A 16733-nucleotide genomic window follows, 5' to 3' on the forward strand; every position below is an offset into this window, starting at 1 on the left:
ATTCTAAACAATTTACGAGATAAATTTAACACTTTTTAAGAATCTCTCCGATAAACTGCACAACAATCAAGTTTTAGCACTATTCATTACGCATATTTTAGCGCGGTAATTCATACCCTTTTTCATTAATTAAACGAACCGCAGCATCACAGACTTCTGCATCATAAATTGTACCGTGTCCACGTATGACTTCTGCAAGTGCGACATCTACCCCTAATGCGAGGAGAAATAAATGACTTTAAGTCAAATACGTCTGGCGATACTAAGTCACGAGATAATTTAGGCATACTTTACCCTGCACCCAACCGATGAATGGTTTTTAGACTGACTTCGCTCACTACAGGTACGACAATATTCTGAAAAGACATCACGATATTTCCTATTTACTTGCAAGCCTGATTGAATCAATCTCTTTTATCATCTTACAAGCTATTGATCATTTTTTAAGGCATTTAAAGGTTGAAATTTAAGGAAATTTTATAAAAAACTCCAAGCTCAAACTCAAAAACCACATTACGACTTCATCTATTTTGTGAAATACCTCTCATTTTTAAACGATAAATTTTTTAGAATGATTTATGCTATATCACACATCAATAAACGAAAATTGAATAACAAGAGAGTTTGATCTATGCCACATTCTTACCACCTCGAAAAACACTATATTGAACGGTCTGGATGGTTACGTGCTGCAGTATTGGGTGCGAACGATGGGATCATTTCTGTGACCAGTTTGGTCGTGGGGATGGCAGCCAGTGGTGCATCTTCTCAAACATTGTTAATTACCTGTATTGCAGGCTTAATTTCGGGCGCTGCTTCTATGGCAGCAGGTGAATATATTTCGGTGAAATCTCAACAAGACATTGAACAAAATGACCTTGCGATGGAAGCACGCGAATTAAAACTCAATCCAGAGCATGAACTAAAAGAACTCACCAATATTTATATGATTCGTGGTTTAGATGCCGAGTTGGCAGAACAAGTTGCCATACAACTGACTGCTCACAATGCTCTAGATGCCCATGCCCGTGACGAAATTGGTATTTTAGAACACACCTCAGCGCAGCCATTTATGGCAGCTTTTTCATCGGCATTGGCATTTACTGTAGGTTCATTATTCCCGTTGGTGTCTATTTTACTCTTACCTGAACATCTGTTAGACAAAGGCGTGATGTTGGTCGGTGTAATCAGTCTAGGGGTTATGGGTGCGCTTGCCAGCTATGTCGGTGGCGCAAGTATGTGGAAAGGTGCATTGCGTGTCATGATCTGGGGTATTGTCGCCATGGTATTCAGTGCGTGGATTGGTTCAATGTTCCATGTCGCTGTGGCTTAAAATCTAGAAAACTCAGTATAAAAATCTGCCCTATCTTTGGATAAAAATATGTTCAGAGATAGGGCAAGCTTCAGAAATAACATGAATGAACAGCTTATCCATGCAAAGTTTATATCTCTAAAACTTCTATCTTCAAAGTTAATCAAATAAAACTACAACAGATTCAGCCCACAATTTTAAGTCAGTTTTAAGTTTCAAATTTTAAACTAAAGCATCTTAAAGTCTTTTGAATCATTGACAATGTCTAAGCAGCCCCAATCACCACTTGCTCCGTCTTTCTTAGCCCGACTGCGCGTATGGCAAAAACCGATTTCTTTATTCTATTTCAATCTAATGCTTGCCCTATGGTTAGGCTTAGTATTGAACTATGGATTTTATGAGAAAATTCAACAATTCACACCTTATCAGGGCATTAAAGCCATAGGCTTATTGATTGCAACTGTGATCGTCATCGTATCGGCGTATCATCTGTTGCTGCAATGGCTAAACTGGCGTTGGAATGCCAAAATATTAGCCAGTATTTTGATTGTAGTCGGTGGATTCAGCGCTTATTTTGTTAATAGCTTGGGCGTAGTGATTACCGCAGACCAAATTCAAAATATGCTGCAAACCGATGTACGTGAAGTACGTGATCTTTTGTCTGTACGCTTAGTGGTTTGGAGTGTGCTGTTTGTACTATTGCCATTGGTCTTGGTGTGGTCTGTTAAAATTCAGCCGACTCATTTTGCCCGTCAATTACTGCAAAAGACTTTAGGCAGTGTAGTTTCGATTGTGCTGATTTTGGGTTTATTGTTCTGTTTTTATGTGGATTATGCTGCAATCTTCCGCGAGCATCGTGATTTAAAAGGCATGCTTTCTCCACAAAATGCGATTGCCTCTAGTCTATCGTATTATAAAAAGAAAGCACCCAAACAGAATTTGCCGCTGCTGCGCTATGGTGAAGATGCACATTTAATTCAACGTGCGCAAACAGGCACAGCACCCAAAATTATGCTGTTGGTGGTTGGTGAAACTGCACGTGCTGAAAGCTTCTCGCTGAATGGCTACGCAAAAAATACCAACCCTGAACTCTCTAAGCTGCCTGTGATTAATTTCACTCAAGTCAGCTCTTGTGGTACAGCCACGGCTGTTTCTGTGCCGTGCATGTTCTCGGGGATGCCACGCCAAAATTATGATGAACAACTGGCAAGTCACCGTGAAGGATTACTGGATATTGCTCAGCGTGCAGGTTATCAAGTCACTTGGATTGATAACAATTCAGGCTGTAAAGGTGCCTGTGATCGGGTGCAGCAATATCAAATTCCTGCAGAACTAAAACAAAAATGGTGTGATGCCAGCGGTGAATGTTTAGACGAAATTTTAGTAGACAGTTTACAGGCTTATCTTGCTCAACTGGACCCGAAAGACACGCGCTCACATTTAATTGTATTGCACCAAATGGGCAGTCATGGACCTGCTTATTTCAAACGCTCAACCGCAGCTTATCAACCCTTCCAACCGACGTGTAACAGCAATGCGATTCAGGGGTGCAGTGCCGATGCCTTACGCAATACCTATGACAACTCGATTGTCTATACCGACCATGTTTTAAGTCAGTTGATTCAAACTTTAGAGCAACAAAAAAACTATCAAACAAGTTTTTGGTATTTGTCTGATCATGGAGAATCGACAGGCGAACATGGTTTATATTTACACGGCGCACCGTATTCTATGGCACCCACTCAACAAACTCATGTACCGATGCTGATGTGGTTTTCAGAAACTTGGCAACAACAAAATGCTGCGCAAGTGAATTGCTTAAAAGCACAACGCCAAACAGCATTGAGTCAGGACAATCTTTTCCCAAGTTTATTGAGCTTACTAGATGTAAAAAGCCAAGTGATTGATCCGAAAAATGATATGCTGAATCAATGTTCTGCCCCATCTACCACTCAACCGCAGCACGAGTCGTAACATGCCTAAAATATTAATCATTGAAGATGATTTTATGATTGCCGAATCGACCCAAACCTTGCTCAAGTTACAGCAATTTGATGTTACTTGGGTGAACAACGGGATTGATGGCTTAAAGCAATTAGAGCAGCAAGATATCCAGTTGGTGTTGCTGGACTTAGGCTTACCCATGATGGACGGCATGCAGGTATTAAAAAACATTCGCCAGTTACATCTACAATTGCCCGTGCTGATTATTTCTGCGCGTGATCAATTGCAACAACGGGTGGATGGTTTAAATCAGGGTGCAGATGATTATTTAATTAAACCCTATGAATTTGATGAATTACTGGCGCGAATTTATGCCCTGCTCAGACGTAGCGGCGCACAAAATCCTGTAAACGATACCGCACATATTTTAAGTTATGGCGATTTAGTCTTAGATACCGAACAACATTTGGCAAAATTCAAAGGTGAATATATCGAATTGTCGAATCGTGAATGGGCAATTTTAATGGCTTTAGTCAGCCACCCTAATAAAATTTTCTCTAAAAGTAATTTAGAAGATAAATTATATGATTTTGACAGTGAAGTCAGCAGCAACACCATTGAAGTCTATATTCACCATTTACGCGCCAAACTTGGCAAGGACTTTATTCGTACCATTCGTGGTTTGGGCTACCGTTTAGGGCAAATTTAATGCAATCCTACTCTTTGCAAAAACGTCTGATTGTTTATGTTTCTATCTTTAGTGTCATGTTGGGCTGCGTTTTGGTATTTGCAGCGTATCGAATTGCCCTAGAAGAAATGAATGAAATTTTAGATGCACAAATGCAAAGTTTGGCAGAACGCATTGCAGCGAACCATCCTGAACCTACACAGAGCCAAATCGATTTAAATCAGAGATATAGCGAAGAAGACTTATTTGTCGATATTTGGTCATATGACGATGCTACAACACAATTACACCCTCAAGATGTGTTGCTACAACCCGTAGAAAAACCAGGGTTTTATAATCATCAAACCGAAGTTGGACTGTGGCATACCTATATTTTGCCGCAAGAAACCCTACAGATTCAAATTAGCCAGCAAAACTCTGTGCGCCAATATTTAGCTTTAGAATTAGCGGCAAATATGTTTATTCCCTATGCAATATTTTTACCCTTTGCCCTTTTGGCTTTGGGTTGGCTGATTCGTCATAATTTTCAACCACTAAATAACTTTAAAAGCGAATTGGCACGTCGTAAAGCGCAGGATCTCAGCCCGATTCACATGTTGGATTATCCTGTCGAGCTTGCACCCACGATTCAGGAAATGAATCAGTTATTTACGCGAATTTCTGCCGCACAGCAGGAACAGCGCCAGTTCGTTGCCGATGCTGCACATGAATTACGTACCCCACTCACTGCACTCAATTTACAAGTACAAATTTTATTGCAGCAATTTCCACATAGTGATGCCCTCAATAATTTAAGCCAAGGGGTTTTGCGTTTACAGCATTTAGTCAATCAGTTATTAAGCTTAGCCAAGCAAGATGCCTCAGATAGTCTAATTGAAAACGATCAAACCCTATCTTTAAATCAAATGACCATTGCCTGTGTGGAACAACTTATTCAATTGGCATTGCAAAAAGATATTGATTTAGGTGTCGAACAACGCCAAGAGTTGAATATTCATGGGCAAAGTTCTGCTTTGCATTCCATTATTTATAATTTAATTGATAATGCGATTAAATATACCCCCAAACAAGGCGTGATTAATGTGACTATTTTTCAGCAAGAACAACATGCAATTTTGCAAATTGAAGACAGTGGTGCAGGCATTGACCCCGCACTATTCAATCAAATTCGACAGCGTTTTTACCGTATTCATAACCATGCGGAAATTGGTAGTGGTTTAGGTTTATCTATTGTAGATAAAGCCACCCAACGCTTAGGTGCAAGTTTAGAGTTTTCTAAAAGTGCCAGTTTAGGTGGTTTATGTGTGCAGGTTAAATTTCCGATGCGTTAAGATCGGGTTTTAAGTTAGATTTTGAGTGTGCAATTTATGCGCCAAGAATGCATAGGCAACCACATTTAAACACCAAGTAATCCAGCCTGTCCAAAGATTATGACTAAAAAAATGTGCCCCGCGCATCATTTGCGCCCAGCCCATCCCCATGCCTAAAATACATGCTGCAATTAAGAAAAAATAAGCACGTTTAGGTTGAGCAACCCGATAAACAAAATATCCTACCAATAAAGCAAAACCACTTGAGGCATGCCCACCAGGAAAACAATGCCCTGCCGTTGCACTTAAATCCCACCAAACGCCATGCGCTGTGGCAATGCTCATATCCCACGGGCAAGCATGTGCCGACTGCGATTTAAGTATTGCAATCACACTGGTTGAAATCACCGCCATCCAAAAGAAATAGCCAAACTCCCAACGACGAGCACGTAATTTTTGAAATCTGAAAGACAGCAACCAAGCCAGCAAATAGCTCAGATATACTGCAATCAGGATATATTTGACATAACGATGATTTAATTCAGCCAATGCCCAATTTTGTCGCAGTGGAAATTCTGCATGTGCATCTATAAAAGGTTGAATTAGGTGTAAATCTAGCGTGCCTGCAACGCTAAAAAAATTGAGCAATATCAGCAAACTCAGAAGGAGTAAAATTGCTTGAAGAAGTAAAAATTTTGAATGCTGATGCCGCATGAGGATTACTCAACTCACTATCTATTTTAAAGTCTGTCTTATGCTTTTTTGAAGGATTAAGCAGGAATCAGGCATGCGCCCCAAGTCAATGTGATAATTGCCAAAGCAACAAATTGCGCTGCACTGCCCATATCTTTGGCATTTTTAGACAAGGGGTGTTGCTCCATCGAAACACGATCGACCACGGCTTCAATAGCAGAGTTAATCAGTTCGACAATGATGGCAAGTAAACACACCACAATCATGAGCACTTGTTCAACACGACTGACAGGCATGAAAAAACTGAGCGGAATCAGCAGTGAATTAATCAGAATGATTTGCCGAAATGCCGCTTCATTTTGAAAGGCGGCTTTAAACCCTGCCAAAGAATAGCTTGTGGCATTCAAAATCCTTTGTAAACCAGAAGTGCCTTTGTAAGGAGAGCGTGGAAGCATAGTGAATCTGATTTGAAATAAATCCGATGTTAAGTCACTTAGCTTAAAATTGGCTTAAATATAACCTTTTGAGACTATTAAATTAAATCTGTGTAATATGTAACATTATGAATGCCTATTGAATAATAAGACTCCATCTAAAGTAAGCTGTAAATACCATCAATTTCTTATTGTTGAATCTAAGGTTGTATCAATTGCTCGGCTTCAACTTGCTTAATATCAAAATCAGGACTTTCTTTGGCTTGAATAATTTGCACAGGAATAAAGCGCACTTGAACCACACTTGGTTTTCCACGTGGGTCTTGTGCTAATTTTTGATTCAATGCAGAAATCTGTTGAGGTTTTGGCGCTATATCTCCACGCAAGACTACGCGAATTAAAGTCATCTCTTTACGCCGATCAAACTGCACCGTATCAATCAAATTATTATGTTGATTAAATTGACTTTCAATCAAGCTTTCTACCTGATGTTCATACATCTGTTTATTTAACATCATCATAAAGTTAAAGCTTAAATAGATACCCAGCGCAAAAAGTACTAAAAGACTCACGATATTTCTTTTAATAAATTCAATTACTGTGCTATTTACTTCTTCATCTGAACCGCGTCTAAAACCAGCTGCCCATAACACCAGTGAAGAACTAATTTGAATAGCAACAATATTGGTCAGTGCCAACAGCAGAGCATTTGCTGCATGTTTCCATTCCAGATGCGCAATTAATATGCCACTTGCAACCAGCGGCGGTACCAAAGCAGTCGCAACTGCAACGCCAACAACAGCCACAGACAGACGTGGTGAAACGGCTGCAAATGCCCCTGCTGCACCACCCGCAAGTGCAATCATTAAATCCATAATGGTAGGCTGAGTTCTAGACAGAATTTCATGGGTGATAGGTAAGTTAATATTGATAAGACCTAAAATGATGCCAATACTGACAATCATCGACACACCTAAAACTAAGGTTTTAAATGCTGTTTTAAAAAACAACCATCGATTATCAATAAATGCTAAAGCCATACCTGAAATAGGACCAAGCATCATCGCAACCAGCATTGCACCAATCACCACTGCAGCTGAATTAGACAATAAACCATAGCCTGCAATAATAGCTGCCAAAGCATTCATTATAAAAAAGGTTTTGCTTGGTAAGGCATCCGCTTGAATGTTCAACCGTACTTGTTTATGATCAATTTTTTTAGAATTTTCGCGCTCCGCCTGTTTGTATTTCAGCTTTTCTTTCAAAAGTTCATATTTTTCTTGTTCAGGACTGTCTTCAACCACTATCGTTGGATCTTGATCTTTTTCCAAAGCATACCTCCGTGTCAGCTAAAGAAGAATCTTTCCAAATCCTCATACGGCCGTAGACTTTGTGCAATTACGCCCATCATGTTTAGCTTCATACAATTTATTATCTGCAAGTTTCAGTACATCAGAAACATCTTCTGCATCTCGAGGCCAAAAAGCGATGCCAACAGAGATGGTGATTTGACCCATCTGATTAATCGTAGTTTCCTGCATGGTTTTTCTAAGCCGCTCTGCAGCTTTATACACCACATTTGCATCTGCAGTCGTCATTAAAACTAGAAATTCTTCACCGCCACTACGACAGCAAACATCCTGTTCCCTAAAATTAGTTAGCATTATTTGCGCGAGCGTTTTAAGTACCACATCACCTTGATCATGCCCATACTGATCATTAATTTGCTTAAAAAAATCTATATCAATGGCTAATACTGCAAATTCGGTACGAGTCTCTAGCAGTTCATTTAAAAATAATTGCATACCACGACGGTTATATAAACCTGTTAATGGGTCCGTATTGACACGATGTTTTAACTCCGCAATCCGATCACTAAAGGTTTCCGAACTCATTAATAATGAGGTTCTAAACTTTAAAACCTCGAAATACCACGGATCAACTTCTTTAATTTTATTTTCAATGTCCGCATGATTGAGCATACTTGCCATACGTGCCAAGCGGTTCAAAGGTGAAGAAATAAAGCTTGAGATATACCAAATCAATAAAAAAATAAAAAAGTAAAAAATGAAGATTCCAATCGATACTTTAAAAATCAGCGTATTAGCTTGTGCAAGTAAATCATCTGTGGGCTGCTGAGAAACTACAATCCAATTTACACTTGGAATATGTGCAAAACCCGCCAAATTATCTATACCTAAACTATTCTTTAAACGAATTGATCCCTTTGTATTCTTATTAATATAATCCAAACCTGTATTATTGATAATTTTTTCACCAATTCGCTTTTTATCTGGATGAAAAATAATACGATTATGTTGATCAATCACATACATATAACTTTTTTTATAATCATACTGAGTATTGAGCATGGTATTAATCAAGTTCTGCTCCTGTAAATAAATCGTACCACTGATTAAGCCTAAATATTGATGTGTTTTATTATAAATAGGTTGTGACATCATGACGATTAAATTATTACTTATAGACCAATAGGGAGATGAAATATAAGTTTTCTTTTTTTCAATAGATCCATCAATACCAATGGTACTATAAGCCTGATTAAAATTAAGTTTTAATGTATTAGGTGCATAAGCTAAAATATGTTTATTCTGCTCTACCAATAAAACACTATTAAAATTATTCGATTGATTTTTTAAGCGTTTTACTTCTTCTTTTCTAACTTGTGTATTATAAAATTTTTTTTCTAATAAACGTGCACTATAATCCAACTCTTGCAGCATATCTGAAAAATGTTGATTGGCACTGGTGGCAATTTTTTCTGCATATTTTTCATTGATCGAAAGTGAATTTTGAATTAATTGTTGTTTAATTACATAATTTAAAATAAAAATACTTACGACAAATAAGCCTGATACACTTAAAATTGTGGAAATTAAAATAAGTTTACGCAGATCCAATCCAAGTCGTAGTAAAAAATGTTTCAACAGTTCCTACCCCAAAAATTCAAAAACTGTGACAATTGCCAACTTTAACACATAATTTTACAACTCAATCACATAATTTTAAAGCAATATAGTTGAATTTTTGATGTTCAATTCAACAAATTGGATAATTCGCTTGTTGCTGACCACAAACTAAATCAGAAATATATCCTCTAAATACAATTTCTACCACACACTTCCTAAGAATGCACCGACTAATAACAAATAAAGACAACTTGAATTTTTTCGTTCTTATTTTTTGCTGAAAACCTTGTCTATTCGATAAATTTTTAGGGTCAATTACTCATAAAATTACAAAAAATAAATATTTATTCCATGCTTTAAATTTATCCTATCCACCTAATAAATAAATTGTTTTCTCTTATGTTTAAGACACTTTTCACTATAAGCAGTTGCTCACTTTTAACAGCATGTATTGTAGTTGACGGAACAGCATCGGGGCAGATTCCCAATATCGTCATTCAACCTCAAATTCCAGCAAGTACACCTGTAGAACGTCCTGCACAACAAACCATTTATATGCCAACACCTATGCCTTATCCTGCACAAACATGGCAACAAAAAGTCAAAATTAAAACCTATGATGGTCGCTGCGTAGATTTTAGTCGCAGTAATCAACGTTCCATTCAGACTTCACATTGTCATGATGGTACCAATCAGCATTTTATTTTCCATCCTGATCAAAGCATTACCGTGCAAGGTAAATGTCTAGATGTAGCAGGAAAACAGAAACATGATGGTGCTGAAGTAATTGCTTATACCTGTAATGGACAAAGTAACCAAAAATGGTATCTCGATGGTCAGCGTATTCGTAGTGCAGATACAGGCAAATGTTTAGATATTTATAATGGAAAAATGAAAATGTATAGCTGCAATCAAAATCGTGGGCAGAAATTTAGTTTTATTGCCTTATAAAAAAGAATCACTAATTCCCTCAGCCTAGCCTGCTCTTTTGAAGATGAGGGAATTAGCGAATGATAATTTAAAAAATTATAAAAATTTTACTTTAAATACGATTAATTAAGGATGCTGACTAAACAAATCAAAAATCACTTTTCTTAACCACTGATGACTGGTTTGGTGATGACAAGACGTATGCCAATATTGTCGTACAGGATAGGTTGGAAAATTCAAAGGCGCACTCACTACTTGTAAATTCCCGCGTGCCAATAACACCTCACTTAAATAATAAGGCACTGTCGCAATCATATCGGTTTCTTGCACAATTAAACCGACCCCTAAATAACTTGGGATACTCATTAGAATATTACGTCTTAAACCACGATTGCTTAATTCATTTTCAATATGGTAGTGACCTATACTGGTATCTACATCGACATGCGATTCACGAATATAAGCTTCAACATCTAAACTTTTTTCACAAATACGTGGATGATCTTTACGACTAATCACCACATAATATTGTAAAAATAATTGCTGCTGATAAAAACCCTGCTCTAACTCAGGTAAAAAACCAATCGCAAAATCAATTTCACCATTTGCCATTTGATAACTGGTTTCACGGGTAATAGGACGAATTTTAATCCGCACTGAAGGTGCATATTTTTTTAAAAACTTGGTCAGTTTTGGCAATAAAACCAAATGCGAAACATCGGTCATTGCCAAGGTAAATAATTGATCGGAATGTGTCGGATCAAAATCGACTTTAAAATTATTGACCGTTTCAATTTTATTAATAATTTCACTAATCGGTGAAAAAATCTGTTTCGCCAACTCTGTAGGCAACATTTCATTGCCAACCCTTAAAAATAATGGGTCATTAAAATGCTGACGAATTTTATTTAAACAGTTACTAACCGCAGGCTGACTCATGCCCAATGCATCTGCTGCTGCAGACACATTTTTTAATTTATATACATAGTAAAAAATCTGTAGCAGTTTGCTATCTAACTTAAACATATCCATCTTTCCTTAGAATCAGTTTCACTGCTCAGTTTTCATCCTTATTTAACGCCAAGCTTTTAATTTAGAGCTATGCCCAATGCCCACATTAAAACAATTGGTCGGATCCAATTTTTGATAATGCTGCTTTAAGGCAGGCTTCGCCACATATAAATGCCCAACATTATGCTCTGCAGGATACTCTGCCCCACGTGCATCAAGCAATGACCACATTTGATGTTCCATCGCCAACGGGTCTACGCCTTTTTTAATAATATAGTCCTGATGAAAGACATGACATAAAAAATGACCATAATACAACTTATGTATAATCGCCTGCTCCAACTCTTCGGGCAAGGTTTCAACCCATTGCTGATCATTACGTCTTAACGCAATATCTAAAGCAACAATGTCTTCCACTTCATTTCGATGTGTATCACGATAACGAATTGCAGCACCTGCCACTGCAAAGCGATGCAGAAAAGCCTTGCGGCCTTCATCTTCATTACATAGAAAAAAACTGCCGGAATTGCGCGTGATAAAATAATCCATTAAAAACTGCTGTACTGCCGCAACATCTTGCTGCTCAATGCGCAAAATTAAATGATGTTCATACAAATCACGAAATTGGTTCATGCGTTCTGGTAAATGATTTGGCAGTAGTTTCGTGAACATTTGCAAAACTTTATCCGACAATCCACGCATGCCCCAACGGGTTAGAAAACCATCAACTTTATCTTTCATGGCAAAAGCTGCAGGTACTTTACTGGTGCCAAACTTCTCGATAAACAAGAAGCTGTCTTTGCCATATTCTGCACCAATGTCATAGGCATCTCGATGAATATACTCGCCAGCAATCGGTACACGCGGCAAATCACGTAATAAAAAACGGCGAATCGCGGTTAAATCATCCTGCTGATTGCTGCCGATATAAAACACCTGACTCGGAATTTTCTCAAATGTATCCAAACGCACTGCAAACACACAGACTTTACCTGCCGAACCCGAAGCTTCAAACAAACGGCTCGGGTCGGCATTAAACCGTGCAGGCGTATCGGCATCGACTTGGGCAACATCATGCACGTAACGCTGATCTGAAGCACAACAATGTTCCGAATATTCAATATCTTCAGGGCGATATTGTTGTTGCTCAAGTTTGGTTAAAATTTCTTCTGGCGAGTTCCCTAAATTCACCCCCAAATGATTGATGAGTTGCAACTCGCCCAGTGCATCGACTTGTGCATATAAGGCCAACTCAGTATAGGCAGGACCACGTCTGACCAATGCACCACCTGAATTATTACATACCCCGCCCAACACTGAAGCGCCAATACAAGATGAACCAATGACTGAGTGTGGCTCACGCTGATGCGGCGCCAATTGCTGTTCCAAAGCATCCAATGTTGCACCAGGCAAGCAAATCACTTGCTTGGCATCGTTGATGAGCTGAATACCTTTTAAACGTTGGGTGTTGATCAAAATTACAGGACGATCATAGTCATCACCAAAAGGGGTAGAACCACCCGTGAGTCCAGTATTGGCGGCTTGCATAATAATAATGCAATCTGCTGCCACAGCCACTTGTAACACTTGCCACTGCTGCAATAAAGAACCTGGCGTGACCACCGCAAAAACCTGTCCTTCGCCAAAACGTCGCCCTTGACGATATAAACGAGTATCTGATTCATGGGTCAATACATGCGCTTTTCCCACAATATCGACCAAGTTTTTGAGGGTTGCTGCAGCATCAAATTGTGTTGCAGAAGAAATTGTCTGTGGCATAGTGTACAAGTCCTGAAACAAGGTGAAAAATACAATTAAGCGATTCAGCCAAATGCATCGGTTGATGGATTGATCGCTCCTGTTGGCAATTTAGCCTTTCAGTTCACGCTCAAGTTGTACCAAACAATCTGAGTTAATCGCTTGAATGTTTTTAGCACCCGTTAAGGTCATTGCGACTCGCATTTCTTTATCAATCAATTCGAGTAAATTACTCACACCCGCCCCACCTGCAGCGCCTAGTGCATAAATAAAGGCACGTCCGAGCATACAAGTATCCGCACCCATCGCCAACATGCGCACCACGTCTAGGCCATTACGAATACCTGAATCCACTAGAATTTTTAGATCTCCTTTTACTGCATCGGCTATTGGCGGTAAAGCACGTGCAGTCGAGAGCACACCATCTAACTGACGACCACCGTGATTGGACACCACAATTCCATCAGCCCCAAAACGAACAGCATCCTTAGCATCTTCTGGGTCTAAAATGCCTTTAATGACCATTGGGCCATCCCAGAATTCACGAATCCACTCCAAGTCTTTCCATGAAATAGATGGGTCAAAGTTATTGCCTAACCAGCCAATATAATCTTCAAGTCCTGTTGGTTTGCCTAAGTATTTAGAGATATTGCCCAAGTCATGCGGACGACCTAGTAAGCCAACATCCCATGCCCAGTTTGGATGCATCACTGCCTGCATATAGCGGCGCATAGCAGCATTTGGACCACTCATGCCCGAATGTGCATCCCGATAACGTGCGCCAGGCACAGGCATATCTACTGTAAAGACCAAAGTTGAACAGCCTGCTGCTTTAGCACGTTCCAAAGCATTACGCATAAAACCACGGTCACGCAATACATATAATTGAAACCACATTGGCCGTGAAATGGCAGGCACCACTTCTTCAATTGGGCATACCGACACGGTAGATAAAGTAAACGGAATGCCTTTTTTGTCAGCTGCAACTGCAGCCTGCACTTCACCACGGCGCGCATACATGCCCGTTAAACCCACAGGTGCCAAAGCCACAGGCATTGACAAGGTTTCATTAAATAAGGTGGTTTCTAAACTCAAAGCCGACATGTCATTCAAAACACGTTGGCGCAAGGCAATCTGTGAAAGGTCTTCCACATTTCTTTTCAGCGTTTGTTCCGCGTACGCACCTCCATCAATATAGTGAAATAAAAATGGCGGTAAACGGCGTTTCGCTGCTTCGCGGTAATCATTCGCAGAAGAAATAATCATGGCGCTATCCTGTTTAATCGACTCGCACGCTGACGACGCGCATCTTCCTCGTCTATCATGCGTACTTGTTGAACTACAAATTCAATATGTCCACACACTGCCGAACGGGCAGCTTCTGGATCCTGGCGTTCAATTGCATCCATCACTTGAAAGTGTTGATCGTGCAACTGATCGAAACGGTGGGCTTCGGTATAGACTTTGCGTCTGCCCAAAACTACGTTGTATTGCAACAAATCAAATAAGCCACGCATCATTTGAATGAGCACCAAATTGTGCGATGCTTCGGCAATTGCCAAATGAAACTTGGCATCGGCAATTGCTGCCTGATCGTCATCACCTAAAATTTGAAAATGGGCGATTTGCTCATAACAGGCACGGATGTTTTTCAAATCCTCAGCAGTTGCCCGCTGTGCGGCATACCATGCCGTACCACCTTCAAGCACCATTCGAGCTTCCTGCACATCAAAACGATAAGCAGGGTCTTCATCAATCAGGTTACTTAAAGGCTGCACAATTTGATATTGCGACCAATTGGTGGGTAGCTGTTGCAAAAAAGTACCCGCTCCAACTTTGCTGACCAGCATGCCCTGACTGGTCAATTGCTGAATGGCTTCACGCAAAGAGGAACGGGAAACCCCGAGTTGTTCACATAACTTTCTTTCGGCAGGCAATCGGTCTCCGACTTGCATCTGATTTTTTTCAACCAGTGTGCGCAGGTCTTGTACAACTTTGTCGGAAACTTTCATGCGGCTATCCTCTTGTGCATGTGGTTATGGAATCATCCATGGGAACACATAAGCTTGTAGAGTGATAATAATACCGATCATTACGGTGAACGTGATACTGTGTTTCACGGTAAAGCGGAATAAATCCGATTCTTTACCGACTAAACCAACAGCCGCACAGGCAATTGCAATAGATTGCGGTGAAATCATTTTGCCTGTTACTCCACCACTGGTATTGGCAGCAACCAACAAGACTTCTGGTACACCAATTTGCTGTGCAGTTGTGGCTTGCAAGGCAGCAAATAAGGCATTGGCTGATGTATCTGAACCTGTCAAGAACACTCCAATCCAACCTAAAAATGGCGAGAAGAATGTGAAAGCATTGCCTGTGTGTGACAAAGCCAATGCCAAAGTCGCAGACATGCCTGAATAATTGGCAATAAAAGCAAAAGCCAACACCATCCCAATCGAATAAATTGGTGTTTTTAACTCATTGATGGTTTCTGCAAAAGTTTTAACAGCTTCGCGCGGTTTCATTTTTAAGTAAATGATGGTGATGACAGCCGCAATCATAATTGCAGTCCCTGTTGCACTCAGCCAATCGAACTTAAAGATTGCATCGTAGTCTTTAACTTCAGCAACCACAGGCGGCATTTTTTGCACCAATTGATGTAAAAATGGCACTTTGATAGAAATTACCCAGTCATGCATTGCCCCATCTTTGGCAAATAAATCTTTAAACGGTTTAATACTCCAAATGGTGACCATCACCGTTAACACTGCAAAAGGTGACCATGCTTTGACAATCTGACCCATGCTGTATTTTTGCTGTTGTTCTGCAACTAAGTTGGCATCCACTTTGGTGTCTGCATCGCTAAAACGGAAAATGTGTTTTGGCTGCCAGAATTTAAACAACACCGTTAAACTGACCAAAGAGGCAATTGCAGCGGTAATATCGGGTAACTCAGGCCCTACAAAGTTAGAGGTCAAGTATTGTGCAATCGCAAAAGCACCACCACCCACCAACACTGCAGGCCAAGTTTCTTTCACACCGCGCCAGCCATCCATAATTGCCATAATCCAGAACAGCACAATAGGCACCATAAATGGCAACTGACGCCCAACCATCTGGCTAATTTCCATGGTTTCTACACCCGAAACCTGACCCGCCACAATAATTGGAATCCCCATTGCGCCAAACGCAACAGGTGCGGTGTTCACAATCAAACATAAACCCGCAGCGTATAAAGGTTTAAAACCCAAACCCACCAACAAAGCAGCAGTAATTGCCACTGGCGCCCCAAAGCCCGCTGCACCTTCTAAAAATGTGCCAAACGCGAAGCCCACTAGTAGCATCTGGAGACGCTGATCTTCTGTAATTGACAGAATAGATGAGCGAATAATGTTAAACTGCCCTGTTTTTACAGAGATTTTATATAAAAATAATGCGCCAATAATAATCCATGCGATTGGCCATAAACCGTAGAAAAAGCCATAGATCAATGAAGCAAAAGCCATTGGTGCAGGCATGCCATAGGCAAATAACGACACTAATAACGCCAAAATAACCGTAATTGTTCCCGCAACACTTCCTTTTAAGCGAAATACAGCCAATGCCAGAAAGAAAAAGATAATCGGGATTAATGCAATAAGACTCGAAATCCAAATATTTGCCATTGGATCGTAGATCTGTTGCCAATGTTGAAGCATTGTCATCTCCTTGAAATGCTCA

At 39.9% G+C, this 16733-nt stretch carries 14 protein-coding genes; 5 read left to right on the plus strand and 9 right to left on the minus strand.

The window, feature by feature from the left end; all coding sequences use genetic code 11:
- Positions 1 to 631: 631 nt before the first annotated feature.
- The 4 genes from VF675_RS00005 (at position 632) to VF675_RS00020 (ending at position 5275) form a co-directional block, all read left to right on the plus strand.
- A complete protein-coding gene (locus VF675_RS00005) occupies positions 632 to 1333 on the plus strand; it encodes a VIT1/CCC1 transporter family protein (RefSeq protein ID WP_096902719.1) in 702 nt (233 codons plus the stop codon).
- A 240-nt stretch (positions 1334 to 1573) separates the two neighbouring features.
- Positions 1574 to 3286, plus strand: coding sequence for a phosphoethanolamine transferase (locus tag VF675_RS00010; RefSeq protein WP_440204579.1), 1713 nt, complete (start codon positions 1574 to 1576; stop codon positions 3284 to 3286).
- A gap of 1 nt (position 3287) precedes the next feature.
- The gene (locus VF675_RS00015) at positions 3288 to 3965 is read left to right on the plus strand and encodes a response regulator transcription factor (protein ID WP_104852307.1); all 678 of its coding nucleotides are present in this window, start codon (positions 3288 to 3290) and stop codon (positions 3963 to 3965) included.
- Positions 3965 to 5275 (plus strand): ATP-binding protein, encoded by a 1311-nt coding sequence (locus VF675_RS00020; RefSeq protein WP_104852308.1) that lies wholly within the window; start codon positions 3965 to 3967, stop codon positions 5273 to 5275. Before VF675_RS00015 ends, VF675_RS00020 begins: the two co-directional genes overlap by 1 nt.
- A 9-nt stretch (positions 5276 to 5284) precedes the next feature.
- Here VF675_RS00020 and VF675_RS00025 read toward each other — a convergent pair whose 3' ends face one another.
- From VF675_RS00025 to VF675_RS00040, 4 genes are all read right to left on the minus strand, one after another.
- Positions 5285 to 5968, minus strand: a complete 684-nt coding sequence (locus tag VF675_RS00025; protein ID WP_004970540.1) for a phosphatase PAP2 family protein — start codon at positions 5966 to 5968, stop codon at positions 5285 to 5287.
- Between the two features lie 56 nt (positions 5969 to 6024).
- On the minus strand, positions 6025 to 6402 hold the full coding sequence (locus tag VF675_RS00030) for a diacylglycerol kinase (RefSeq protein ID WP_440204580.1): 378 nt from the start codon (positions 6400 to 6402) through the stop codon (positions 6025 to 6027).
- 179 nt (positions 6403 to 6581) lie between these two features.
- The gene (locus VF675_RS00035; protein ID WP_004970544.1) at positions 6582 to 7712 is read right to left on the minus strand and encodes a TIGR00341 family protein; all 1131 of its coding nucleotides are present in this window, start codon (positions 7710 to 7712) and stop codon (positions 6582 to 6584) included.
- A 42-nt stretch (positions 7713 to 7754) separates the two neighbouring features.
- The gene (locus tag VF675_RS00040) at positions 7755 to 9329 is read right to left on the minus strand and encodes a sensor domain-containing diguanylate cyclase (RefSeq protein ID WP_180009250.1); all 1575 of its coding nucleotides are present in this window, start codon (positions 9327 to 9329) and stop codon (positions 7755 to 7757) included.
- Between the two features lie 381 nt (positions 9330 to 9710).
- Between VF675_RS00040 and VF675_RS00045 the strand changes: the two genes are divergently transcribed.
- Positions 9711 to 10262: a ricin-type beta-trefoil lectin domain protein gene (locus tag VF675_RS00045; protein ID WP_019837853.1), complete on the plus strand. Its 552-nt coding sequence runs from the start codon at positions 9711 to 9713 to the stop codon at positions 10260 to 10262.
- A gap of 105 nt (positions 10263 to 10367) precedes the next feature.
- Here VF675_RS00045 and VF675_RS00050 read toward each other — a convergent pair whose 3' ends face one another.
- From VF675_RS00050 to lldP, 5 genes are all read right to left on the minus strand, one after another.
- Positions 10368 to 11267, minus strand: a complete 900-nt coding sequence (locus VF675_RS00050) for a LysR family transcriptional regulator (protein ID WP_004970549.1) — start codon at positions 11265 to 11267, stop codon at positions 10368 to 10370.
- Between the two features lie 48 nt (positions 11268 to 11315).
- Positions 11316 to 13031, minus strand: coding sequence for a D-lactate dehydrogenase (gene dld, locus VF675_RS00055; protein WP_035311162.1), 1716 nt, complete (start codon positions 13029 to 13031; stop codon positions 11316 to 11318).
- 90 nt (positions 13032 to 13121) lie between these two features.
- Positions 13122 to 14276, minus strand: a complete 1155-nt coding sequence (gene lldD, locus VF675_RS00060) for an FMN-dependent L-lactate dehydrogenase LldD (protein ID WP_016659249.1) — start codon at positions 14274 to 14276, stop codon at positions 13122 to 13124.
- The gene (lldR, locus tag VF675_RS00065) at positions 14273 to 15022 is read right to left on the minus strand and encodes a transcriptional regulator LldR (protein ID WP_004970689.1); all 750 of its coding nucleotides are present in this window, start codon (positions 15020 to 15022) and stop codon (positions 14273 to 14275) included. The genes lldD and lldR overlap by 4 nt, the downstream gene beginning before the upstream one ends.
- Before the next feature lie 24 nt (positions 15023 to 15046).
- The gene (gene lldP, locus VF675_RS00070) at positions 15047 to 16717 is read right to left on the minus strand and encodes an L-lactate permease (RefSeq protein ID WP_179989397.1); all 1671 of its coding nucleotides are present in this window, start codon (positions 16715 to 16717) and stop codon (positions 15047 to 15049) included.
- Between the last annotated feature and the right edge of the window lie 16 nt (positions 16718 to 16733).

Origin of the sequence: Acinetobacter sp. Lyrl_1, assembly GCF_051948795.1 — a bacterium.
Classification (GTDB): Bacteria; Pseudomonadota; Gammaproteobacteria; order Pseudomonadales; family Moraxellaceae; genus Acinetobacter; species Acinetobacter towneri.